The organism is Aquibacillus salsiterrae (assembly GCF_028416595.1).
Lineage (GTDB): Bacteria > Bacillota > Bacilli > Bacillales > Amphibacillaceae > Aquibacillus_A > Aquibacillus_A salsiterrae.
In genome coordinates, this window is record NZ_JAMQKC010000002.1 from 38,017 (window position 1) to 59,480 (window position 21,464).

The window sequence follows — 21,464 nt, forward strand, 5'->3', positions numbered from 1 at the left end:
TCGACAGATTCGAGTTGAGAAGAGGAAAAAGTGTCGATAAGGAGGTCTATTATCGACAGATTCGAGTTGAGAAAAGAAAAAACTGTCGATAAGGAGGTCTATTATCGACAGATTGGATTTGAGAAGAGGAAAAAGTGTCGATAAGGAGGTCTATTATCGACAGATTCGAATTGAGAAAAGGAAAAACTGTCGATAAGGAGGTCTATTATCGACAGATTCGAGTTGAGAAAAGAAAAAACTGTCGATAAGGAGGTCTATTATCGACAGATTGGTGAAGAGAAGAGGAAAAAGTGTCGATAAGGAGTCCTATTATCGACAGATTGGTGAAGAGAAGAGGAAAAACTGTCGATAAGGAGGTCTATTATCGACAGATTCGAGTTGAGAAAAGAAAAAACTGTCGATAAGGAGGTCTACTATCGACAGATTGGATTTGAGAAGAGGAAAAAGTGTCGATAAGGAGGTCTATTATCGACAGATTCGAATTGAGAAAAGGAAAAACTGTCGATAAAGAGGATTTTCACCTATTATGGCAGCGAAGGGAGAATATTTATTGATAAGTAGTAAATAACTACCTAAAACAAATAGAACGGGAGCGCTTGCATGAAAATATATTTGTTATTCGCAGATAGATTGTTGGCAAGCCATAGTCTTTTAGGGATGTTGGAACATGAATACTTACGATAAAATCATCCAAAACAAAAAAGAGGCGATCGAGTTACATAATAATTATTGGTTGAGTGAAGTTGTCTATAGTTATCAATGGTGGTTGATTATAACCTTATTAATTGTGCCTTGGATATTGTGGTTTATATTAACAGACCGAAGTAGGAAGAAGAAGCAATTAATTGTTGGTTTAATCGTGATGATAGTAAGTTACTTAATGGATCAAATAGGTTCTGCTATGCTATTGTGGCATTATCCATACACGTTAACACCATTAGAGAGATCTGTGTTTGACCCAGTAGACTTATCTGTTTTACCTGTTAGCTATATGTTGATTTATCAATATTTCACAAAAATAAGCAGCTACCTGACCGTTGCAGTCCTTTTCTCTTTTTGTGCTGCATTCATCGGTGGTAATTTAGCTGAGGCGATTCATGTCTATGACATAATTAATTGGCAGCATATATTTTCAGTTCCGATTTATTTTAGTATGTTTGTGCTATTACGGTTAATTGTCAAAAAACTCGAGTAATTCATTGGGGACGCGTTAACCAAATTAAGTACCGAATAAGCCGTCCCCAATAGTCAAATCAGCGGTATTTTAATCGAGTGACCATACCGCCAGGGGTTACGCCGTTGTTTGATTTGTGGAACATCCTTGTACCGTTTACTGGCCAGACACCCGGGTTATTAGCGATGAATTCGATATCATATCGTTTTCCTGACCCAATAATGATTGTATCATCATACAACCGGTCCCGTGGAAAACCGTCAATTTCAGCAATTTGAAAGTTATGGCCGTGGATATGCATCGTATGGTTGCCATTTGTTTTGTTTAGAAAACGAATACGCACTTTTTCACCATAAGATGTATACATCGGTGTTGTATACGGAAAACTTTTTCCATTTAATGTGAAAAAATTAGGGTTATTACAAAATTTATCAGGTTTATACGTTCCAGGGTAAACTTTACCTGTGTCTGGTTGGTCGATTTGCCACTGTTGAATAATCTGAACATAATCATGAGATGGAATAGAAGTAGGGTCTATATACCCATCTTGTGGTAAAACAACGAGTGGACCTAATAAACCAAGGTTTGCTTGAAATCCCATTGTAGAGTGATAGAAAAAAGTTCCGGTCCGAAGCGCTTGGAACTTGTAAGTATAGCTCTCCCCCGGGTTAATTTTTGGAGTTGGTTCAATGTCTGGCGCACCATCTTGGCTGTTTGGCTTTGGGATACCGTGGACATGGACAGCGGTAGGTTCGTCGAGGTTATTTTCCACCTCAAGAAACAACCACTCGCCGTGTTTTATAACTAAAAGTGGTCCAGGTGTTGATTGGTTAAACCCATAGGCATCTATCGTTATGTCTGATAGGATTGGTTGCTTAATCTTATCGACGGTTAATTTGAAGTATCGGAAATTTTGACCTTGCTGATACTTTGCAATTGCTAAATCAGGAATGCTCATCCGTTCTTCCCAGACAGTCATGATGTTTTTCCTCCTTAAAAAAGCTTCAACTAAACTATATGCAAGACTTGATTAAAATATTTCAACTGAATAGAATGACGTGGATTTTAATCATATGGGTTGACAAAAGATCCACAGCGCCTTACGATGGTATGTAATCGCTTCCATTTAACTGTATTGTAAAATGAGATTCTTTTCCAAAGTCCAGAAATTATACGAGTTTTATTTGGAGAAACTGCGTGGAGTGCGCTTAACTTTGCTTGTTATTGGAAAGTTATCTCTTTTAGAGTCCGGCTTAAATATAATCGTTTACAAAGATAGGTTTAATAAATTTTACATAAATAAAATAAAGGAGAGGTTCCGATGGAAAATAGACCAGTAGCAGTTCAAATGTTTACATTGCGCAATGAAAGTGAGAAGAACTTTGTTGGGACGTTAGCAAAAGTAGCAGAAATAGGGTATGACGGAGTGGAATTTGCAGGCTATGGCGGACTAACAGCGGTTGAACTTAGACAAGCGTTAGACGATCTTGGCTTAAAGCCTGCTGCAAGCCATGTGCCACTAACTATGTTAGAGGAAAACTTGGCAGAGGTGATTACATACCAACAAACACTCGGAAATAAGCATCTCGTCTGTCCATTTCTACTACCAGATAGACGCAGTCAGGAAGATTATCGACAACTTATTTCGACCTTAAATGAGGTTGGTCAAAAATGCCGTGAAGAAGGTATTACCTTTTCTTACCACAACCATGACTTTGAACTAGTGACATTAGAAAATGGGAAAAAACCACTCGAATGGTTACTTGAAGAAACAAATCCGGAATGGGTCCAAACAGAGCTAGATGTTTATTGGTTAACAAAAGCAGGGGAGGACCCGGTGAATTGGATAAAACGGTACCGTAACCGAACACCATTGATCCATTTAAAAGATATGACTACAGATGAGGAACAATTTTTCGCCGAATTAGGAACTGGTGGTGTCAATCTTGATGGTGTAATAACCGAAGCGGCCAAGTCAAATGTAGAATGGTGGGTTGTGGAACAGGACCAAAGCAGGCGCACGCCACTAGAGAGCATAACGATTAGTTATCAGTATTTAGCTGCACATCAAAATATACTTAAAAAGTGAGGCGTCCCAAGATGGGTGAAAAGTTAAACGTTGGATTGATTGGTTGCGGGAATATTAGCAGTATTTATTTAAAAAATTTGCCTACATTCGGTGTGATTGATGTCGTAGCATGTGCGGATATCGATTTGGAAAGGGCAAAAAAACAAGCAAACGACTTCGGTGTACCAAAGGCTTGCTCGGTGGATGAGCTTTTGCAGATGGAGGAAGTTGACATTGTTGTTAACTTGACGATTCCTAGCGTGCATGCTGAAATCTCGATTCAAGCATTAGAAGCTGGGAAACATGTGTATGTTGAAAAACCACTCGCTGTCACCAGGGAAGATGGGAAACGAGTGCTTGAGAAGGCAAAGGAAAAGGGGTTATTTGTTGGTAGTGCACCAGATACTGTGCTTGGTGGTGGCATTCAAACGTGTCGGAAGCTGATTGATGACGGCTGGATTGGTAAGCCTGTTGCAGCAACTGCATTTATGATGGGGCATGGGCCAGAGAGGTGGCACCCAAACCCTGATTTCTTTTACCAATTTGGTGGTGGGCCAATGTTTGATATGGGTCCATATTATCTGGCAACGCTCATTCATTTACTCGGACCAATTAGTAGAGTGACGGGATCTGCTAGCATTTCGTTTGAGGAGCGAACTGTGACCAATCCAGACAATTACGGGAAAAAGATTCCAGTTGAAATTCCGACACACATTGCTGGGGTATTAGACTTTGCTAGTGGTGCAGTTGGTACATTGATTACCAGTTTTGATGTGTGGGGGTCAAACACACCATTTATTGAAATATATGGATCAACCGGTTCACTTAGTGTGCCAGATCCAAATACATTTGGTGGCCCGATAAAAATTCGGAAACAGTTTAGCGCCGACTGGCATGAGATCCCAATTACGTTCGATTATACCGAAAATATGCGAGGACTAGGGGTAGCTGACCTTGCAGAATCGATTTTAACTGGTCGAAAACCAAGAGCAAATGGGGATGTTGGCTATCACATTTTAGATATCATGCATGCTATCCATGAATCATCGGAAATCGGAGCACATCGTGTGATAACAAGTGACTTAGAACGACCAACTCCAATGGGAGAGTAGTTCCCTGCTCCTTTCGTTACTTTTAAAGGAAGCGGAAGAACATGTCCCCCTTATCCGTCCGTGCTATAATAGCGTTAGGAAGGGGTGTGTATCGTGGGAAAGGGTTATTTTTTTGATTTATATTCTATTGCGTTAGCTGCTGGTAAGGAAATTATGTCTGTGTATAAAGATGATTTTGCTGTTGAGGTTAAGGCTGATGATTCGCCAATAACGGTAGCGGACAACCGAGCTAACCGTGTTATTCTAGATGGTTTAAAGCGATTAAATCCTGATATTCCTGTGTTAAGTGAAGAGGGGAACGAGACTTCTTTTGATGAACGCAAGTCTTGGCAAAAATTTTGGCTCGTTGATCCATTAGACGGTACGAAGGAATTTATTAAGAAAAATGACGAGTTCACCGTAAATATAGCTTTAATCGAGAGTAACTACCCAACACTTGGAATCATTTATGCACCGGCATTAGATGTTGTATATTTTGGTGCAGAAGGCGTAGGTGCATTTAAGCTAGAACACGCAAGTACTGCTTTTATTCAGGATAATGAAGATTTATTACGCAAAAGTGTTCGGCTTTCTGGGATTGGTTCAAAAGATGTGACACGCATCGTCGCTAGTCGGTCGCATATGTCGAAAGAAACAGAAGCATTTATTGAGGAAATTAAAGCAAAATATGGTCAGGTCGAGGCTGTCTCATCTGGGAGTTCGTTGAAATTTTGCTTAGTTGCAGAAGGGAAAGCTGACTTTTATCCAAGATATGCGCCGACAATGGAGTGGGACACCGGGGCAGGACAGGCGATTGTTGAAGCGGCGGGTGGAAAAGTGAGTCGCTATGAGGATGGCGCTCGGTTTTTTTACAACCGAGAGGATTTGCGTAATGGGTGGTTTCTTGTCGAGAACAATCATTGAAATGACTATTGAGAAAAAAGTGAAATGCGCTAAACATTAGTGACATACATAGTTGGTTATAAACCACTAGCTGCATATTTTCCTACTTCTGGGTTATTCTAAGATTGTGTTATGAAGGCTTTTCAAATGCTTTTGTTCTAATCTTAGAATCTAGATGGAGGGAATCACATGCCAGGTGAACAACATCAAGGAAAACCTAATTTTAAAACAACAAACCCGGATATGAAACGCCCGCCGGAACAACAAAGAGGGAAAGCGAAATCTAATTCTCGTGGAAAGCCACGCTAGGATGAGATTTGCCGTTGTTGTTAACACTACTCAAGGAGTCATGGGGATTGTCTCATGGCTCTTATTTGACTTATTTTTCCTGTCATGATATATTTGTTTTCGATATTTACTAACTGCAAAAGACAAACAAGTATGGCTTTTGCAGGGGTAAAGCATATATATAGTAATTGTTTTGCTGAATAGAAAGGTAATCCAAGGCTAGAAGATCATTCATTTACATGGATTTTCTAGTCTTTTTTGCTGTCTGGGAAATTATAATAATGAAAGCGTTGTCTGAAAAAGATTGAAAAAAAGAGGAGGTGGATATTGGTTGAAGACGAAGGAAATCGAAAACGAATTATCAAATCTTTTTTCTAAGTATTATAAGGAAGTAACTGGTAGAGGACCAATTGATATATCAACGAATATAGTTGGTCACACCATTTATATGAAAATGAATTGTTCGTTTACGTTGCTAGAAAAATCAATGTACCAATTCATTATCGATCACAACGGAATGCAGGTTTCTAATACACGGTTATTGGAAGAGGGGAAAAAGATTACCAATAAACTGTTAGAGGATTTTGGTTTTCCAATTAACACAGAGGATACGTTGGTTTTTCCTGACATTGAACGAGAATATGTCTATCTGATTTTAATTTTAAACGAAAATCTTGAAAAAGAGATTCGCAAGCTTTATGAAGGAAGGTAGGAGTAGGAGGAATGTCAGGTTCGTTAACGTCTTTGAATGATACTTGTTTGTTAAACGCATACGAAAAAGCAATATTGATAAACTTAGAGGATGATTTTATTGAGTTATTATACGATGAGATTTGTCGAAGAGGGTTAATAACTTGATGTCTAAAGCTAGAGAAATCATGACAAGCAAATGTTCTTTTTCGTCACATAAGAAACATCAAGGAGCGTATGTTTTCTTTTCTAAACAATAATTTTTTTTTGGAAGGTTATAAATGAATAATTTTACCATGGTAACACTATTGTTTATCGGTAAGACGGTATTTTTTCTTATTTTGTTCTTATTATTCAGGAAGTATCGTAATTGATCAAGCTATCTTCGAAAAAGATAGTGGCTAAAGGGATAAGTCCTATTCCCCAAGTTGGGCTAAAAGACTTCTCCCTTCGACCATTCTATCATTAACAGCAATTCCCTGTTTCACCTAACAAAGATAGGCCTTTACTGTCGCCGCTAAGGTCAACGACAAGGTCTTCGGTGTTTGGCTTAATCTTTGGGTCGATTGCTACTTTAACATCGTTAATTGTCTCGATTACATCATCTGTATTTGACTCATCCAGAGCCAGTGCTATTTTGGGTTGGCCTCAGCCAAAGCCATTGAAATAAACACGGATATTCTTCACCTTTTGAGATTGTAAGAATTCACGAGCGCCATCTGTGATAACCACTTTTCCTCCCCCTTTTTCTAAAAAACTAATTAACTAGTCTATCATAAAGGAAAAAAGTAGATTTGCCAACGAAGAGCAGTCTTACGATTTACTTTGAAACATGGTTGTCATCATTTTTTAATTATTTTGTTATTCTTTTTGGTGAAAACGCTTGATACAATAGGGGTAGGGGCAGAAGCAGTAACTAAGTCTTATAAAATTGGCATTATTCCTTATCCCTTATTCAAACCATCCATTGCATACACGAATCTTAGCTCCAAAAATTTTCTAGGAGGCGTATAAGTGAAGTGTAAAAGTTGTGAAGGTATCGGTATGATTAAATGTGATGCCTGTTCAGGTGAAGGGGTTGACTATGGTATTAGCAAGTGTAGTAAATGCTCCGGAGAAGGTGAATATACCTGTTCAACCTGTGAAGGTAAAGGTAAAGTCGGATTCTTTGCTTGGTTAAAATCTAGCTAAGATGTTCATGGGGCAGGTCTCTTGTATTAATCTGCAGGTGGTCTGTCGATGTTCCAGGACAGGTTTTATCCTCATCCTCCTCATCAGTTTAGCCAATAACTTATGAAAAATAGATTGGCTGGGAGCTGGAATATAATTATTTTAGTTTCAAATAAATTGAGCAAATAAAGGAGGTTGATGCCATCATTTATCGCTCCTAGTTTGATTTACAGTGTATCGTAACAAATCTTCTTCTTTGTCCATCCACCTTTTTATAACTTTTGTAATCTTCTTACCACAAGCATATCTTTCCTAGTTCAAGTATTCGGAAACTTATTTTAGTAAACAGATTTAATTGCATCTTTCATTTTTAGGAGGTAATTAATTTGAAGTGTAAAAAATGCGATAGTGCAGGTTTCACGTTGTGTAAGACATGCTCAGGAGATGGAGTTGATTACGCCAAAAGGAAATGTAATATATGTGGCGGAAAAGGTAAAATTGACTGTTCGGCATGTAATGGCAAAGGTAAAATAGGATTGTTTAATCGATTCAAAAAAACAAGTTAACGCTTTTTAATACATGATCTCATTGCCTCATCGGAGTGGGATCTTTTTTTTTGAAAGATAAGGTATAAAAAAGTCCAGGAGCTGTTTTTCGTAGTTAATCGATAAATATTCCTATTCTATGTTTCCCTCATTATAGCGATAGTGCTATGATATTGGAAATGGGTAAGAGGGGGACAACGACAATGCAGACGATAATATTCGACGTGGATGACACATTATATGACCAAGCCTTATCTTTTCATAAAACATTTAGAAAGCTAATCGATGAAAGCTTTACCTATGACGAAATAGATAAGATTTACCGGGCAAGCAGGAAGTATAGTGAAACATTATTTGATCAAAGTGAAGCTGGTGAGATTACAACCTTCGAATGGCAAATCGGTCGAATTATGATGGCCTGTCAAGATTTTGCAATTCCAATTGACGAGAAAAATGCGGCTTTATTTCATCAAACCTATGTTTCTGAGCAGAAAAATATTGAGATGTTTCCGGAGGTAGCCCAACTGCTCGATCTCCTCTCAAAGGAAGGGAAACAACTAGCAGTTCTTACTAATGGCGAGGAAAAACATCAATCAATGAAAATCAAACAGCTTGAACTTGAGAAATGGATTCCGAAACAAAACATTTTTATTTCCGGTACCTATGGTCATGCTAAGCCAAAACGAGAGATTTTTGAGATTGTCGAGCAACAGTTAGGGCTTAAAAAGGCAGAGACCGTTTATGTTGGAGATTCCTATGAAAAAGATGTGATTGGAGCAAAGAAAGCTGGATGGAAAGCAATTTGGGTGAATCACCGGAAGCACAAGTTGCCAACAAACGCTACCACCAAGCCAGATAAAGAAGTACATGATGTCAAACAATTGTTATCTGAATTTGGGGATAGTGGTGTGGTGTCTTTTAGCTAACACAAGTATCATCGTTAAGAAAATAAGTATTGTCCGCGAGTATTCAAAAAATGGGACTTAGTGTTGTCGAAATTTCCCAGGAAATATCTGACGCTAGGGAGAGGGCAAGATTTTTGTAGAATCGAGAAGGATGAAGAAAAGTTGCTTCACGCCAGGTCTAGTGGCGTGTCAAAAAGGAAAGGTGTAGTTACTTGAACTACAAGCTAACAAAAACCTTTTACAAAAAAACATAAAAAACAGCCCTTGCATGGGATTAACCAAGGGCTGTATGGAGAGCAATTGTTAAGTTTTTACATTAAGTCGTAAACGGATTCTTCGAAATAGAGCCAGTGGAAATACTCGATTTGTTCGTCAGTCATTTTGATGATCGTATCTTTGTTGAACTTATTCTTTTCCAATAGATGTTCGATTTTGAAATTACGTTCTGTTTGGCTCATCCTGAAATCCTCCTCAAACCTTCTGTGAAAGAAGTATTTGTTTTTTAGTTATTGTAATCGCTTTCTTGTTGTATTTTTATTATATATCTCATTTTGCGATAAAACAAATATCATTTTGAGATTGGATTTGCAGGAAGTCATATTAAGTGGTTATTGTTTAGCTTGAATCAGGCGCTACGACTGGGTTTGTGCAATTAATAAGATTAAACCCAATTGTGATTCACGGACTTTTTTCTTGAAAAGATAAAAAGTATAAAAAAACAATGCGCCTGCGCTTTTGTATTATGTCTAGCTCCGGCACCTAGCCCGCTTGAGGTCATAAGTCTGATCAAGGCGCCCTACGCTTTTCTTATATGTCTAGCTTCAGCGCCTAGTCCCTCGTGTCATAAGTCAATCCCCTCTGTGGCAAGGACCGCCACGTCAGGTCTTGTCTTATGCCGGTCGGGTCTACCAAGTCGCTTACGCTTTTCTTATATATCTAGCTTCAGCGCCTAGCCCCTCGTGTCATAAGTCAATCCCTTCTGTGGCAAGGACCGCCACGTCAGGTCTTGTCTTATGCTTGCCTTAGTCTGACCAAGGCGCCCTACGCTTTTCTTATTCAGTAACAACTAAATCCTTTAACACATAGTCTTCAACCACTTTTGCCACGCCATCATTCGTGTTTGTATCCGTGACAAGATCAGCTATTGATTTAATATCAGCTGGTGCATTGCCCATTGCGACGCCAAGTCCAGCAAATTCAATCATTTCTTGGTCGTTATAACTATCACCCATCGCAATCACTTCTTCCTGTTTTATACCAAGTGTTTCAATAAGCTTGTTTAAGCTAGTGCCTTTTGTTACCCCTTTTTCAGTAAATTCAAGGAAAAAAGGCTTGGAACGCATGATGCTAAAGTCAGACGCTAGTGCTGCTTTAAGCTTTGTTTCAATCGGTTTTAACTTTTCTTGCGCTTCAACCATCAACACTTTAACAACAGGCTCTGGTACACCTTCAACAAAGTTATCGACAACTGAAATCGGAAGTCCGGTTAGTTCTGATTCAATGGTTGTGTATGGGTTTGCTTTTTCCGTTATGATTTGATCGCCAACATAAGTGTGAATAAAAACATTCTCTTGAACACTAATCTCATACAATTTCTCAACTGCAGATACTGATAAAGTACTGCTAAACAGCTCTGTTTGCGTCTTCCAATTGATGATCTTCCCACCATTGAACGATAGAATAAAGCTTCCGTAGTCCGCTAAATTAAGCTCATCGGCAACTTGTCTCATACCAAATGTTGGTCTACCGGATGCGAGCACGACCTTTACGCCATGTTGTTGCGCTTGCATAAGTGCTTTTTTGGTGCGAGCAGAAATGGTGTGGTCATCACGGAGCAGCGTATCATCCATGTCTAAAACTACCATTTTATATGTCATGTTAGATTTGTCCCCTCTTTTTGCAATTTATCTCCATTATACCATAGGCAGTTTGGGTGAGCCCGTTCTCATTTTTTCACGTTTAAATTTTAAATTTAACAAAAATGAGACAATGAACAGGCCCTATGTCCGAATAGAAGCAATAGAACCGGCCCAGGTTATCGTCAAAACTCAATTTTATAGAAAAAATCTAATAACTTTCCTTCAATAATTGTCTGAAAAGTATTAAACTAGAATAGTTGATATAATTTTTTTGTTAGATTTTTTAACATGGTAGCTAGTGTGAATGGTATTGCATCACTTATACAACATTTAAGGAGGAGTAAATCTAATGTCTAAAGAGAATGAAGAACAGCAAGTGTTTTCAGATGCTGCCCAGGGGGAGCGTGAGCTGCTTGAGCAGTTGTTAGATCCTAAGGTGCAGGAATCTTTGACTGTACTTGTGAAGGAATTACCAAAGTTAACTGAATTAGTTAGCATTCTATCTAAATCCTATGATACAGTTCAGTCGCTAGCTGCGGATGATGTATTTAAGAGTGATACAGTTGGTGCTGTTTCTGAGATGGTTGGTCCAGTTAAAGGTTCTGTAAAAAACATTGCGGCTACTTTAATTGAAGCAAAGGATGAGGCTGACAATAGTGAAGAAGTAATAGGCTTGTTTGGCTTATTGAAAATGTTAAAGGATCCGCAAGCGCAAAAGCTTTTCCGTTTTGTAAATGCCTACTTAAAGGTCGCATCTGAAAAAAGTAATCAAAAGTAATTAACTGTAACAATAAGCTAAGAATGGAGGATTCATTAATGTCTAAAAAAATCGTCATCTTAGGTGCTGGTTACGGGGGTTTACTTTCTGCTTTAACTGTACGTGAACATTTTAGCGTTGAGGAAGCAGAAGTAACTGTTGTCAATCAAACACCAACACATCAAATCATTACCGAGTTGCATCGTCTTGCGGCAGGGAATGTTACTGAAAAAAGAATCTCTTTGTCCCTTGAAAAACTTTTTAAAGGGAAAGATATCGAACTTCGTGTTGACTCTGTTGATACGTTTAACGTGAACAATCAAGAAGTCATTCTATCTGAAGGCTATCACTTATCCTATGACGCGCTAGTGGTTGGGTTAGGTAGTAAAACAGCTTATTTCGGTATACCGGGTCTTGAAGAAAATAGCTTTGTTTTGAAATCTACTGAAGATGCGAATAAAATTCGTGCACATGTGGATGGGCGAATTAAAGAATATGCTCAATCGAAAAAAGAAGAAGATGCAACTTTCCTAATCGGTGGTGGTGGACTAACTGGTGTCGAGTTAGTCGGTGAATTAGCTGATGAACTACCTGATCTTTGCCGTAAGCATGGTGTCAATCCACAAGACATTAAACTGAAGTTAGTCGAAGCGATGCCAGGAATTTTAGCGATGCTCTCCCCTGAACTAGTGGAGCGTGCCCAAACTAGTCTAGAAAAACGTGGCGTTGAATTCATCACAGGCGTACCTGTAACTAATGTGGAAGGTAATGTTGTTGATCTAAAAGATGGCCAGCAAATCAAAACAAACACATTCGTCTGGACTGGTGGGGTCCAAGGCAATCCGTTAGTCGGTGAATCTGGACTAGAAGTTAATCGTGGTCGTGCATCAGTAAACCAATACTTACAGTCTGTTTCACATGAAAATGTATTTGTTGTTGGGGATAGTGCTGTCTACTTTAAACCAGATGCGGAACGACCTGAGCCGCCAACAGCACAAATTGCTTGGCAAATGGGTGAGTTAGTTGGCTACAACCTGTTTGCGTACCTTGAGGGAAGAGAAATGGAAACATTTAATCCAGTTAATTCCGGTACACTTGCAAGTCTTGGTCGTAAAGATGCGGTTGCAAGCGTTGGTGGGAACGGAACAGAAATGAAAGGATTACCTGCTTCCCTGATGAAAGAAGCAAGTAACATTCGTTATCTGACACATGTTAAAGGGCTGTTTAGTTTAGCTTACTAATTCATCTCGGTGTTAGCATAACAATTCTAATAAAGTAAGACAGAATGAAAGACCTTTTCCGATTCCGATTGGAAAAGGGTCTTTTTATGCGAAGATTTTTATGCGAAGATAAGAAAATATAAAAAAATCCAAGCGGGGATAACATCCAGCAACAGCCACGTCCAACTTAACTTATGTGCCTGTTTTTAAACCAGAACTAATAGGCAGTCTATTGTTAAATTTCAAAAAGCTATTGACGTTCAGTTAGCATGTCTGTTATTGTGTTAATTGTCTAATAATTTAAACCAATTAAATAGTATTAATTTACTCTTATCACGAGTAGGCTGAGGGATTTGGCCCTATGACGCCCGGCAACCGCCCTTTTGGGAATGGTGCTACTTCCAACAGGCAGAGATGTCTGAAAGATAAGGGGGCGAAGCGAGTACTTAATTTATGACTTCAACCCTCTTTCTTTTAGAAAGAGGGTTTTTTAACGGATTGCTAAATAAATAGGTAGGGGAAGAAACTGTCCCCAATCCAGGGAGGAGTTTGGTAAAGATGAGTGTTGTGATAGTAGGGGGGGTCAGGACGCCGTTTGGAAAGTGGAAGGGAATGTTGGCTGACCTAGATGCAAAAGAAATTGGCGCCTATGCGGTTTCCGAACTAATCAACCGCGTACCTGAGGCGAAGGAAGCAGATGGAGTCCTGCTTGCGCAAGTTCTGCAAGCGGGGCAAGGACAAAATCCGGCACGTAAAGTAGCTACAGATGCAGGGGTAAGTCTTTCAACTCCAGCAATTACGCTGAACAATGTCTGCATCGCCGGTCTTGCCGCTGTCTCTGACGCGGCCCGCCGCATTCATGTTGGTGAAGGAGACTTATATATCACTGGAGGATTTGATTCGATGACGAATGCTCCGTATGTGGCGCCGTTTCGAAAGGAGCAGTCGATTGGTGCACTTGCCTTAACGGACACCTTACTGCATGATGGGTTATGGTGTTCGCTGGCAGACCAGGGGATGGGACTTCTAACTGATAACAAAAACAAAGATTTTCAGATTGATAGAGAGGACCAAGATGCCTTTGCCCAGCTTTCACAAGAGCGAGCATCCGATGCACAGCAACAAGGACACCTTCAAGAGGAATTATTTTCACTTACGTTCAATGGCAAAGTACTCGATCAGGACGAAGGAATCAGACACCATTCTTCGCTTGAGAAATTAGCGACATTACGCCCAGCCTTTACTAAAACAGGAACGATTACTGCGGGGAATGCCTCGCAAATGACTGACGGAGCGAGTGTTGGAATTATCGCATCCGAACGAAAAGCAGAAGCACTTGGCAAGACGCCACTCGCTAGAATCGTAGGTTGGGCAGACGTTGCAGGTCCTGATACTAGTTTACACACGAAACCAGCGCAAGCAATTAAAGCTGTTTTGGCGAAAAACAATTTAAGCATGGATGATATTGATTTATTCGAAATTAATGAGGCTTTCGCCAGTGTGGTGGTGGCGAGTTGTCGCGAGCTAGGAATTGGCTATGACCGTGTGAATGTCAATGGTGGTGCGATTGCAATTGGTCATCCGCTCGGTGGAACAGGATTCCGCCTCGTGCTTACTCTTGCACACGAACTAAAGCGGCGTGGTGGTGGCAGAGGAATTGCCTCGTTATGCGGCGGCGGTGGTCAAGGCATGGCAGTGTTGATTGAAGTTCCGAAAAACTGGTAACTAGCAAGCTAACACACGAGAAGTTTTGCCTAAAACCAAGTTAACCTATCAAATTTATATAAATTCAAAAAAAGGGGATTTTATTATGTTTACTACTTATTTTAGTCTCATCGCATTATGCTGGGCAGTTGGACTTGTGATTTGGAAGATATCTTATTCATCTAAAGGGGAGGGGAATAAATAATGGAATCTGTTACAGGTACTTTATTTTGGACAATTATTATCATTTTAGTTGCTTATTTTGGAGTTGTTGTATGGATTGGGCAAAAAGGCAATCAGTTTAGTAAATCAATGACTGGCTTTGCGACTGCACGAGGTAAAGTTAACCCATTGGTCGTTGGTGCGAGTTTTGCTGCATCCTACTCTAGCGCGAACCTGTTTATTGGTGTGCCGGGACTAGCGTATCAATATGGTACATCGGTGCTATGGTACACATTAGGATGTTTTGGGGTATCTTGGATTGCCTTATTACTTTTTGCCAAAACATTTTGGCGTTACGGGAAAAAATTCGGTGGGGTATCAACGTTACCGGAATGGCTTGGTCGTCGTTACAACAGTAAAGCGTTACAAGTGTTAGTGACCTTATTAATTTTATTTAATGTTTACTATATTGTTGGTCAAAACGTCGGCTTAGCAACTATTTTTGAAACAGTACTTAATATACCGTACACTTGGGGAATTATTATTGGTGTAGTCATAACGATTGTTTACATTGGTCTTGGTGGGGCATTCGCCCAGCTTGTAACAGACGGGTTACAAGGGGTTTTGATGGCAATTACATCTGTACTTGTTTTAGTTTCTTTATTATGGACAATTGGCGGTGGGTTTAACGTATTTGGACAACTGTCAAATAAGCTTGAAGCAATTGACCCTAGCCTGATTGGCGCGTTATCCAACGGTGGACCTTATAATAGTACCGTAGCGATTGTAGCTGTTCAATTCTTACTATTTAGTTTCGTATTAATGCCACACCTATTAAATAAAGTATTATCAGTCGAAAAGGAAGAGGATTTAGCTCCGTTCACCTTATCAGCTGGAGTTGTTTTATTCTTAATTTCAACATTAATGGTTATTGGTGGCTTAGCAGCAAGAGTGGTTGCGCCAAACTTAGCAAGTGTTGACTCAGCAATACCTGTCTATGTCCTTGAGGCATTCCCTCCGTTTGTTGCAGCTATCATTGTCGTTGGAATTATTTCTGCGATTCTTTCTAGTACGGATAGCTTATATCTTGGTATCACTTCTAGTATTGGAAATGATTTTTACAAGGTATTGGCACCAATTTTTTCGAAAAAACAGCTCGCAGCAGACGTGCTTGACAAAAATGCCGTCCGTGTCGCAAAGGGTTCACTCGTGTTCGTTGGTATTGCCACGTTATACGTTTCCTTAGACAGACCTGATTCGTTAGCAGTTTTAATTCAGTTCAGCTTTTCGGCGATTATTAGCGGTATCATTGCACCAATCACACTTGGCTATCTATGGAATAAATCGAACGGTCCGGGAGCAATTGCTTCATTAATTACTGGTACAGCATTGTATGTTCTGTTTACTAGTCAAAATATTATTGAAAACATCTTTATCGCAATGTTCTTTGCTTCCCTTATTGCATTTGTAGTGATGGGCGTAGTAAGTTTGTTAACGCAAAAGCAAACAGTAGCAAATGATCAAGTATTGACGATTAACAAATAAGGGGCAATTGACGCATCGTTCACCAAGCCCCTTTGAACAAAATAGCTAGGCAAGATAATAAATTTGATTTTGAAAAACAGGGGCTTGGTGAACGTCCATTATTACCAAGGAGGAAGACAAATGATTGAACAACCGAGTGTAGTTGATTCTACTATATTATGGCAGCCGAATGATACATGGATCAATGAGTCCAATCTGAAGAAATTTGCAGATAAAGTTGGCTTAAGTGTCCAGCCCTATGACCGGCTGCACCGCTGGTCGATAGCTGACCCAGGTGCGTTTTGGTGTCATGTTTGGGACTTTGCTCAATTAGTTGGCGAAAAAGGAGAGGTTACCTACATCCCGGCTAAGGATGGTGGGATGCTTGGTGCTAAATGGTTCCCAGAAGCCCGTCTTAATTTAGCTGAAAATTTACTGCGTGGAGACGGACTACGCACGGTTGTTTATGAAGCGACAGAGCATGGCGTGACAAGAAGAGTAACGCTAGATGACCTCAGAAATTTGGTTGCCAAAGCCCAAACCGGTTTGCGAGCACTCGGTGTTGGGCAGGGTGATCGGGTCGCCGGTGTGACAACAAATGGTGTTGAAGGCTTGGTGGCTCTTCTTGCTACTTCTTCCCTTGGTGCAGTTTTTAGTTCATGCTCCCCTGATTTTGGTGCAAAAGGGATCATTGACCGAATTGGTCAGGTGCAACCGAAAGTATTCATTGCTTCTGTAAACTATGTGTATAATGGTAAATCTTTTGACATCACTGAAAATATTGCTGCGGTTTGTAACGAGCTTAATAGTTTAAATGCAATCGTAACATTGTCTGAAGCGGTTGAGCTCACACAAGCTAAAGCCACAGGTGCAAAGCAGCTAACATGGGCTGAATTAACCAAAAACGATGCCGATGAGCCAACGTTTACTAGGATGCCATTTAACAGTCCGCAATATATTTTATACACGTCAGGTACAACAGGCTTACCTAAAGCCATTGTTCACTCAGTTGGTGGGACATTGCTACAGCACGTCAAAGAACATCAACTACACTGTGACTTAAAAAAAGGTGATGTACTGTCGTGGTACACCAATACGGCGTGGATGATGTACCCATGGCTCGTGTCTGGTCTTGCTAGTGGTGCTGGGATCTTGTTATATGACGGCTCGCCAATTCCAAAAGACAGAGTCGGCATCCTGTTTGACATTGCTGAAGAAATTGGTATTAGCCATTTTGGCACAAGTCCTAAATACCTAGCAACCTTGCAGAAATATGGCTACCAGATTGGGCAAAAGCATCAGCTACCTGCCCTTCGTAGTGTACTATCGTGCGGTGCCCCACTAATGGATGAACAGTATGACTGGATGTATCAAACGATTAAACAGGACCTATTTTTGGCTTCGATTTCTGGTGGAACAGAAATCATTGGTTGTTTTGTAATGGGTTCGCCGGTCCATCCAGTCAGAAGAGGTGAAATTTCGTGTAAAGCACTTGGCATGGCTGTCGATATTGTTGACGAGCGAGGTGCATCGGTTATCGGCAAAAAAGGTGACTTAGTTTGCACCGAACCTTTTCCGAGCATGCCACTGACCTTCTGGGGTCATGGTGGGGATGAACGTTATTTCAACGCGTATTTTGCCGAAAGAGATGGGATATGGACGCACGGAGACTTAGCAAAGCAAACGATTAATGGCTCACTAGTTATTTATGGTCGGACAGACACGACGTTAAATCCTGGTGGTGTCAGGATTGGCACAGCGGAAATATACCGTGTCGTCGAGCAAATTCCTGAAGTGAAAGACTCGATTGTGTTTGGTTTTCCAATCGAGAATGATGAGGAAATTGTTCTTTGTGTGGTAACGGATAACGGTCAGTTAGACCAAGCTGTTGCCGAACAAATTCGTCTTGATGTGCGGAAAAAAGCTTCACCACGCCATGTACCGCGTCGTATTTTTGTCGTAAAAGAAATTCCTTACACGAATAATGGTAAGAAGGTCGAAGGTGCGGCCCGTTCAACGGTTCGCGGTGAAGAGGTGAAAAATAAAGCATCATTAGCAAATCCACAATGTCTAGCAGAATACGCTCGATTGTCTGAAAGGAGTTATTTTTAAATGGGGAAACGTAGCGGAGCTAAACCTGCGATTGTTGGTCTCGGAGAACTGAAGCCTGTTCGCTATACCGAAGGCCAAACGACGCTAGGGATGATTGCTGAATCGGTCAGGTTAGCGGCCTTAGATGCTGGGATTGAAAAAGGTCAGATTGACGGCTTGCTCGTTGGCCCACAAGTAGGGGAAACGCCACAGCACGTTCCGGCGACAGTTAGTGAATACCTTGGGCTAGAGCCGCGGATGTCCAATGTGGTGGACCTTGGTGGTGCAACTGGTGCTGGGATGCTGTGGCGCGCCCAAGCAGCAATTAATGCTGGTATGTGTGAAACAGTTGTCTGTGTCCTCGCCAATACCCATGAAAAAGGGAAAGTGTCCCGCTCACCTAACCGAAATCCAATTCGTGAATTTGATGTACCGTTCGGGGCTTCCGGTGCAAATACATCTTACGCTTTGCTTAAACAAAGGCATATGGAAGAGTACGGCTCGACCCAAGAACAATTTGCCTTGATTGCGCACTGGGCACGTAAAAATGCCCAGCTCCATCCGGATGCAATTTTTTACAGGAAACCAGCATCGGTCGATGATGTGTTGGCGTCACCTCTGATTGTCGATCCACTCCATTTGTATGAGATTGTCATGCCTGTTGGGGGCGGGGCTGCGGTTATCGTGACATCGAACGAGCGAATCATCGATGCTAATAAACATCCACCTGTCTATTGTTTAGGGGCAGGGGAAAAAGTTACTCATCGTGCCGTTAGCCAAGCACCAGCATTAGAAGCTGCCCCATTAAGCTATGCGATTGCACATGCCTTGGGTCAAGCTCGTCTTAAGGTGGAGGAGATGAATCTGCTTTCCTTATATGATTGTTATACGAGTGTAGTAGGAACAACACTTGAAAATGCTGGACTGTGTCCGCCGGGGAAGTTTGGCGAGTGGATGAAGCACCATTCGTTTGGTCATGATGGCGATTTCCCGCTCAACACCCACGGTGGGCAGCTTGGGTTTGGACAAGCAGACTTGGCTGGTGGGATGTCGCATATAATCGAAGCTGTTCGTCAGTTGCGAGGCGAGGCTTACGGTCGACAAATCAAGCGGGCTCGGTATGCGTTAGTAACTGGCAATGGCGCAACGTTAAGTGAAGCCACTGCTTTAGTGTTAGGAGGCGAAGCGTGATGGAGGATAAGTTTATCGATTTAACTGTTCCTGGCCCAACGATAACACCAGTAAGTAAGCCGTTTTGGGATGCGCTTAGTCAGGATGAGTTTGTCGTGCAAAGGTGTCTCGATTGCACACGTTGGGTCTTTTATCCACGGAATCTTTGCCCGCATTGCTGGAGTAACCAGTTGGAGTGGCAACAAGCTTCCGGTAAGGCTCGGCTAAAAACGTGGTCGATTGTCCATCGCCCCGGTCATCCCGCATGGCAAGCAGTAGCCCCATACGTCGTTGCCATCGTTGAACTAGAAGAAGGTCCATCGATGATGACTCATTTGTTAGTAGATGTGAAGCAAAAACTTGATATTGGTACGCCACTTGAGCTTTGTTTGACGAAGGTAAATGATAGGAACATGCCTTTCTTCCGAGTTGTCGATTAATAACAGTGTCAGTCAATTGCTGTTTTTAATCGGCTATTTTTTACTATGGTTCTGGCTAGTATAATCTGTCGATGAAGACCCCACTCATCGACAGATTCAGTTTCAATAAGTAAAAACTGTTGATGGATAAGCCTCTCACCACCGTTAAACCTAGGTGGCGGTAGTCCTGCTCCTGTCTTGCCACTATTCCCAATCCTCCTACTGAAAAATGAAACACAAGCAATCTCAGATGCTATGAATGCTTGTTCTACCAAGCTATAAAAGCCAACCCACAAAAACTTTGATCCTTGCGTAAATTTTCTTTTAATTTGTAATTGACATTGAGAATCATTCTCTATTATAATAAACACTGGAAATGCAATTGATATTCATTCTCATTAAATGGCGTGCATACATAGTATGAGAAATATATTACAGGGGGAAATGGAAATGACATTGAACAAGAAATTATTTAGTCTAATTACTTTACTATTTTTGGTTGCTTTATTAGCAGCATGTGGTCAACAAGAAACTTCAGGAAAGACAACGGACGAAGAAAGCGCTAGTGAAACAACCGATACATCAGCAGAAACAGAAGCAACGGAAGAAGAAGAGGAAGACGAAGAAGCAGAAGAAGAAGAGGTTGACGTTGCTGCTGTGTATCAGTCAGGGTTAGAAGAATTAGCGAAGGTTAGTGAAGGTGCTGAGGTTGATTTCCAAAAGGTAACCGATTTATATAATGAAAACTTACAAAGCCTTGTTCAACAACGTGATAGCCAAAATGAAACAACGATTGATCAACAAATTTTAGCAGCTTTATCTGCTGGTGCAGATGGAAGTCTAGATGGAAGTATTGTGAAACAAATTTTTGATAAATTACTGCAAAATGTTTTCTATAACACAATTAAAGCAGAATTTAATGAAGTAACAGAATACTGGGGAGATACAGAAGAAGTTAATGCAGAAATAGAAGAAGCAAAAGAATATTATGCCATATTAAAAGGAACGGTTGAAAAGCGCGACAATGCTTATGGTACGAAACTAGTTGACCAAATCGACGCTGGTTTTAATGAAATTGAGCAAGCAATCGCTAATGACGACGAGCTTGGATTCCAACTCGGCAAGCAGTTAGTTGATAAAACATTAATGAAAACATTTTATTTAGCAACAGGAGCCCTTGAAAATGGCTATGCATCGAAAGTAGCCAAAGCAGTTGAAGCTGGTGAACTAGACAAAGCACGTGCCGAACAAGCAGAAGGATGGGCGTTTTACCAATCGATTAAAGGATATATTACTCGCCACTCAGAAGAAGACGGGAATTTCATCGAACAACAATTCAATCTAGAAACAGATGCAGCGGAACTTGATCCAACTGCAGTAAATGATGCGTTTGTTCGTGGTTTTGCACAAATTGCATTTAACGAGTTCAAGGAAAGTGAAGAAAATATTACAAAAGATAAAGGTGTGATCACAGCGCTAGAAGGTGCGTTGTTCATTAACATAATTGACGGAGACATTAAGCGTATCCTTGGTGAAGAGGCGTTTGTAACCTTAGAGGAACAAGCGAATAGCTACCTGGAAGATGTAAAAGCAGGTAACAAGGATGAGGCATTAGCGACGTTAGAAGAGATGAAGCCAACGTTATCCGGACTACTTGAGCAAGGTAAATAAGCGGTTGGTAACACAAGCTAAAAAATAGCAACGTCACCTACTACTAAAGTGAA

At 40.7% G+C, this 21,464-nt stretch carries 21 protein-coding genes and 1 riboswitch; of the genes, 17 read left to right on the forward strand and 4 right to left on the reverse strand.

Annotated elements, in window-relative coordinates; translation table 11 throughout:
- Positions 1 to 667 precede the first annotated feature (667 nt).
- Positions 668 to 1,195 (forward strand): CBO0543 family protein, encoded by a 528-nt coding sequence (locus tag NC799_RS02800; protein WP_272444813.1) that lies wholly within the window; start codon positions 668 to 670, stop codon positions 1,193 to 1,195.
- 58 nt (positions 1,196 to 1,253) lie between these two features.
- Here the strand turns inward: NC799_RS02800 and NC799_RS02805 are convergent, their stop codons facing one another.
- Entirely contained in the window at positions 1,254 to 2,153 is a 900-nt protein-coding gene (locus NC799_RS02805) for a multicopper oxidase domain-containing protein (RefSeq protein WP_272444814.1), read from the reverse strand.
- A 342-nt stretch (positions 2,154 to 2,495) separates the two neighbouring features.
- On the opposite strand from NC799_RS02805, the gene NC799_RS02810 reads away from it, so the two are divergent.
- The 8 genes from NC799_RS02810 (at position 2,496) to NC799_RS02845 (ending at position 8,855) form a co-directional block, all read left to right on the forward strand.
- Positions 2,496 to 3,263 carry a sugar phosphate isomerase/epimerase family protein gene (locus tag NC799_RS02810; RefSeq protein WP_272444815.1) on the forward strand — a complete coding sequence of 256 codons (768 nt, stop codon included), beginning with the start codon at positions 2,496 to 2,498 and terminating at the stop codon, positions 3,261 to 3,263.
- 11 nt (positions 3,264 to 3,274) lie between these two features.
- Positions 3,275 to 4,354, forward strand: a complete 1,080-nt coding sequence (locus NC799_RS02815; protein WP_272444816.1) for a Gfo/Idh/MocA family protein — start codon at positions 3,275 to 3,277, stop codon at positions 4,352 to 4,354.
- Positions 4,355 to 4,447: 93 nt separating this feature from the next.
- Entirely contained in the window at positions 4,448 to 5,257 is an 810-nt protein-coding gene (gene cysQ / locus NC799_RS02820) for a 3'(2'),5'-bisphosphate nucleotidase CysQ (RefSeq protein ID WP_272444817.1), read from the forward strand.
- Between the two features lie 598 nt (positions 5,258 to 5,855).
- Positions 5,856 to 6,236, forward strand: a complete 381-nt coding sequence (locus tag NC799_RS02825; protein WP_272444818.1) for a Na-translocating system protein MpsC family protein — start codon at positions 5,856 to 5,858, stop codon at positions 6,234 to 6,236.
- A gap of 11 nt (positions 6,237 to 6,247) precedes the next feature.
- Positions 6,248 to 6,382, forward strand: coding sequence for a sporulation histidine kinase inhibitor Sda (gene sda / locus NC799_RS02830; protein ID WP_272444819.1), 135 nt, complete (start codon positions 6,248 to 6,250; stop codon positions 6,380 to 6,382).
- An 846-nt stretch (positions 6,383 to 7,228) separates the two neighbouring features.
- Positions 7,229 to 7,405 (forward strand): hypothetical protein, encoded by a 177-nt coding sequence (locus tag NC799_RS02835; protein WP_272444820.1) that lies wholly within the window; start codon positions 7,229 to 7,231, stop codon positions 7,403 to 7,405.
- A gap of 365 nt (positions 7,406 to 7,770) precedes the next feature.
- A complete protein-coding gene (locus tag NC799_RS02840; RefSeq protein ID WP_272444821.1) occupies positions 7,771 to 7,950 on the forward strand; it encodes a hypothetical protein in 180 nt (59 codons plus the stop codon).
- Positions 7,951 to 8,132: 182 nt separating this feature from the next.
- Positions 8,133 to 8,855: an HAD family hydrolase gene (locus tag NC799_RS02845; RefSeq protein WP_272444822.1), complete on the forward strand. Its 723-nt coding sequence runs from the start codon at positions 8,133 to 8,135 to the stop codon at positions 8,853 to 8,855.
- Between the two features lie 290 nt (positions 8,856 to 9,145).
- Here NC799_RS02845 and NC799_RS02850 read toward each other — a convergent pair whose 3' ends face one another.
- A complete protein-coding gene (locus tag NC799_RS02850; RefSeq protein WP_272444823.1) occupies positions 9,146 to 9,292 on the reverse strand; it encodes a BH0509 family protein in 147 nt (48 codons plus the stop codon).
- Positions 9,293 to 9,886: 594 nt separating this feature from the next.
- Positions 9,887 to 10,711, reverse strand: coding sequence for a Cof-type HAD-IIB family hydrolase (locus NC799_RS02855; protein WP_272444824.1), 825 nt, complete (start codon positions 10,709 to 10,711; stop codon positions 9,887 to 9,889).
- 331 nt (positions 10,712 to 11,042) lie between these two features.
- Here NC799_RS02855 and NC799_RS02860 point away from each other — a divergent pair, with 331 nt between their 5' ends.
- The 7 genes from NC799_RS02860 (at position 11,043) to NC799_RS02890 (ending at position 19,761) form a co-directional block, all read left to right on the forward strand.
- Complete coding sequence (locus NC799_RS02860; RefSeq protein ID WP_272444825.1) at positions 11,043 to 11,471, forward strand: DUF1641 domain-containing protein; 429 nt, start codon at positions 11,043 to 11,045, stop codon at positions 11,469 to 11,471.
- A 38-nt stretch (positions 11,472 to 11,509) separates the two neighbouring features.
- On the forward strand, positions 11,510 to 12,691 hold the full coding sequence (locus NC799_RS02865) for an NAD(P)/FAD-dependent oxidoreductase (RefSeq protein WP_272444826.1): 1,182 nt from the start codon (positions 11,510 to 11,512) through the stop codon (positions 12,689 to 12,691).
- Positions 12,692 to 12,997: 306 nt separating this feature from the next.
- A riboswitch (SAM riboswitch) is annotated at positions 12,998 to 13,102 on the forward strand.
- A gap of 126 nt (positions 13,103 to 13,228) precedes the next feature.
- Positions 13,229 to 14,395 (forward strand): thiolase family protein, encoded by a 1,167-nt coding sequence (locus tag NC799_RS02870; RefSeq protein ID WP_272444827.1) that lies wholly within the window; start codon positions 13,229 to 13,231, stop codon positions 14,393 to 14,395.
- A gap of 183 nt (positions 14,396 to 14,578) precedes the next feature.
- Positions 14,579 to 16,081 carry a sodium:solute symporter family protein gene (locus NC799_RS02875; protein WP_272444828.1) on the forward strand — a complete coding sequence of 501 codons (1,503 nt, stop codon included), beginning with the start codon at positions 14,579 to 14,581 and terminating at the stop codon, positions 16,079 to 16,081.
- Between the two features lie 120 nt (positions 16,082 to 16,201).
- Positions 16,202 to 18,172: an acetoacetate--CoA ligase gene (locus NC799_RS02880; protein ID WP_272444829.1), complete on the forward strand. Its 1,971-nt coding sequence runs from the start codon at positions 16,202 to 16,204 to the stop codon at positions 18,170 to 18,172.
- A complete protein-coding gene (locus tag NC799_RS02885) occupies positions 18,173 to 19,342 on the forward strand; it encodes a thiolase family protein (RefSeq protein WP_272444830.1) in 1,170 nt (389 codons plus the stop codon).
- Positions 19,342 to 19,761, forward strand: a complete 420-nt coding sequence (locus tag NC799_RS02890; RefSeq protein WP_272445197.1) for a Zn-ribbon domain-containing OB-fold protein — start codon at positions 19,342 to 19,344, stop codon at positions 19,759 to 19,761. Before NC799_RS02885 ends, NC799_RS02890 begins: the two co-directional genes overlap by 1 nt.
- A gap of 8 nt (positions 19,762 to 19,769) precedes the next feature.
- Here the strand turns inward: NC799_RS02890 and NC799_RS02895 are convergent, their stop codons facing one another.
- The gene (locus NC799_RS02895) at positions 19,770 to 20,015 is read right to left on the reverse strand and encodes a hypothetical protein (RefSeq protein WP_272444831.1); all 246 of its coding nucleotides are present in this window, start codon (positions 20,013 to 20,015) and stop codon (positions 19,770 to 19,772) included.
- A gap of 175 nt (positions 20,016 to 20,190) precedes the next feature.
- Between NC799_RS02895 and NC799_RS02900 the strand changes: the two genes are divergently transcribed.
- Complete coding sequence (locus NC799_RS02900; RefSeq protein WP_272444832.1) at positions 20,191 to 21,411, forward strand: hypothetical protein; 1,221 nt, start codon at positions 20,191 to 20,193, stop codon at positions 21,409 to 21,411.
- Positions 21,412 to 21,464 lie beyond the last annotated feature (53 nt).

Excerpts from the sequence above, each read along its gene's own strand:
- NC799_RS02800 (WP_272444813.1), top strand. The coding sequence starts at position 668 with ATGAATACTTACGATAAAATCATCCAAAACAAAAAAGAGGCGATCGAG.
- NC799_RS02810 (WP_272444815.1), top strand. The coding sequence starts at position 2,496 with ATGGAAAATAGACCAGTAGCAGTTCAAATGTTTACATTGCGCAATGAA.
- NC799_RS02860 (WP_272444825.1), top strand. The coding sequence starts at position 11,043 with ATGTCTAAAGAGAATGAAGAACAGCAAGTGTTTTCAGATGCTGCCCAG.
- NC799_RS02870 (WP_272444827.1), top strand. The coding sequence starts at position 13,229 with ATGAGTGTTGTGATAGTAGGGGGGGTCAGGACGCCGTTTGGAAAGTGG.
- NC799_RS02900 (WP_272444832.1), top strand. The coding sequence starts at position 20,191 with ATGACATTGAACAAGAAATTATTTAGTCTAATTACTTTACTATTTTTG.
- NC799_RS02875 (WP_272444828.1), top strand. The coding sequence starts at position 14,579 with ATGGAATCTGTTACAGGTACTTTATTTTGGACAATTATTATCATTTTA.
- NC799_RS02815 (WP_272444816.1), top strand. The coding sequence starts at position 3,275 with ATGGGTGAAAAGTTAAACGTTGGATTGATTGGTTGCGGGAATATTAGC.
- sda (WP_272444819.1), top strand. The coding sequence starts at position 6,248 with ATGTCAGGTTCGTTAACGTCTTTGAATGATACTTGTTTGTTAAACGCA.
- NC799_RS02850 (WP_272444823.1), bottom strand. The coding sequence starts at position 9,292 with ATGAGCCAAACAGAACGTAATTTCAAAATCGAACATCTATTGGAAAAG.
- NC799_RS02890 (WP_272445197.1), top strand. The coding sequence starts at position 19,342 with ATGGAGGATAAGTTTATCGATTTAACTGTTCCTGGCCCAACGATAACA.
- NC799_RS02855 (WP_272444824.1), bottom strand. The coding sequence starts at position 10,711 with ATGACATATAAAATGGTAGTTTTAGACATGGATGATACGCTGCTCCGT.
- NC799_RS02845 (WP_272444822.1), top strand. The coding sequence starts at position 8,133 with ATGCAGACGATAATATTCGACGTGGATGACACATTATATGACCAAGCC.
- NC799_RS02865 (WP_272444826.1), top strand. The coding sequence starts at position 11,510 with ATGTCTAAAAAAATCGTCATCTTAGGTGCTGGTTACGGGGGTTTACTT.
- NC799_RS02805 (WP_272444814.1), bottom strand. The coding sequence starts at position 2,153 with ATGACTGTCTGGGAAGAACGGATGAGCATTCCTGATTTAGCAATTGCA.
- NC799_RS02885 (WP_272444830.1), top strand. The coding sequence starts at position 18,173 with ATGGGGAAACGTAGCGGAGCTAAACCTGCGATTGTTGGTCTCGGAGAA.
- NC799_RS02880 (WP_272444829.1), top strand. The coding sequence starts at position 16,202 with ATGATTGAACAACCGAGTGTAGTTGATTCTACTATATTATGGCAGCCG.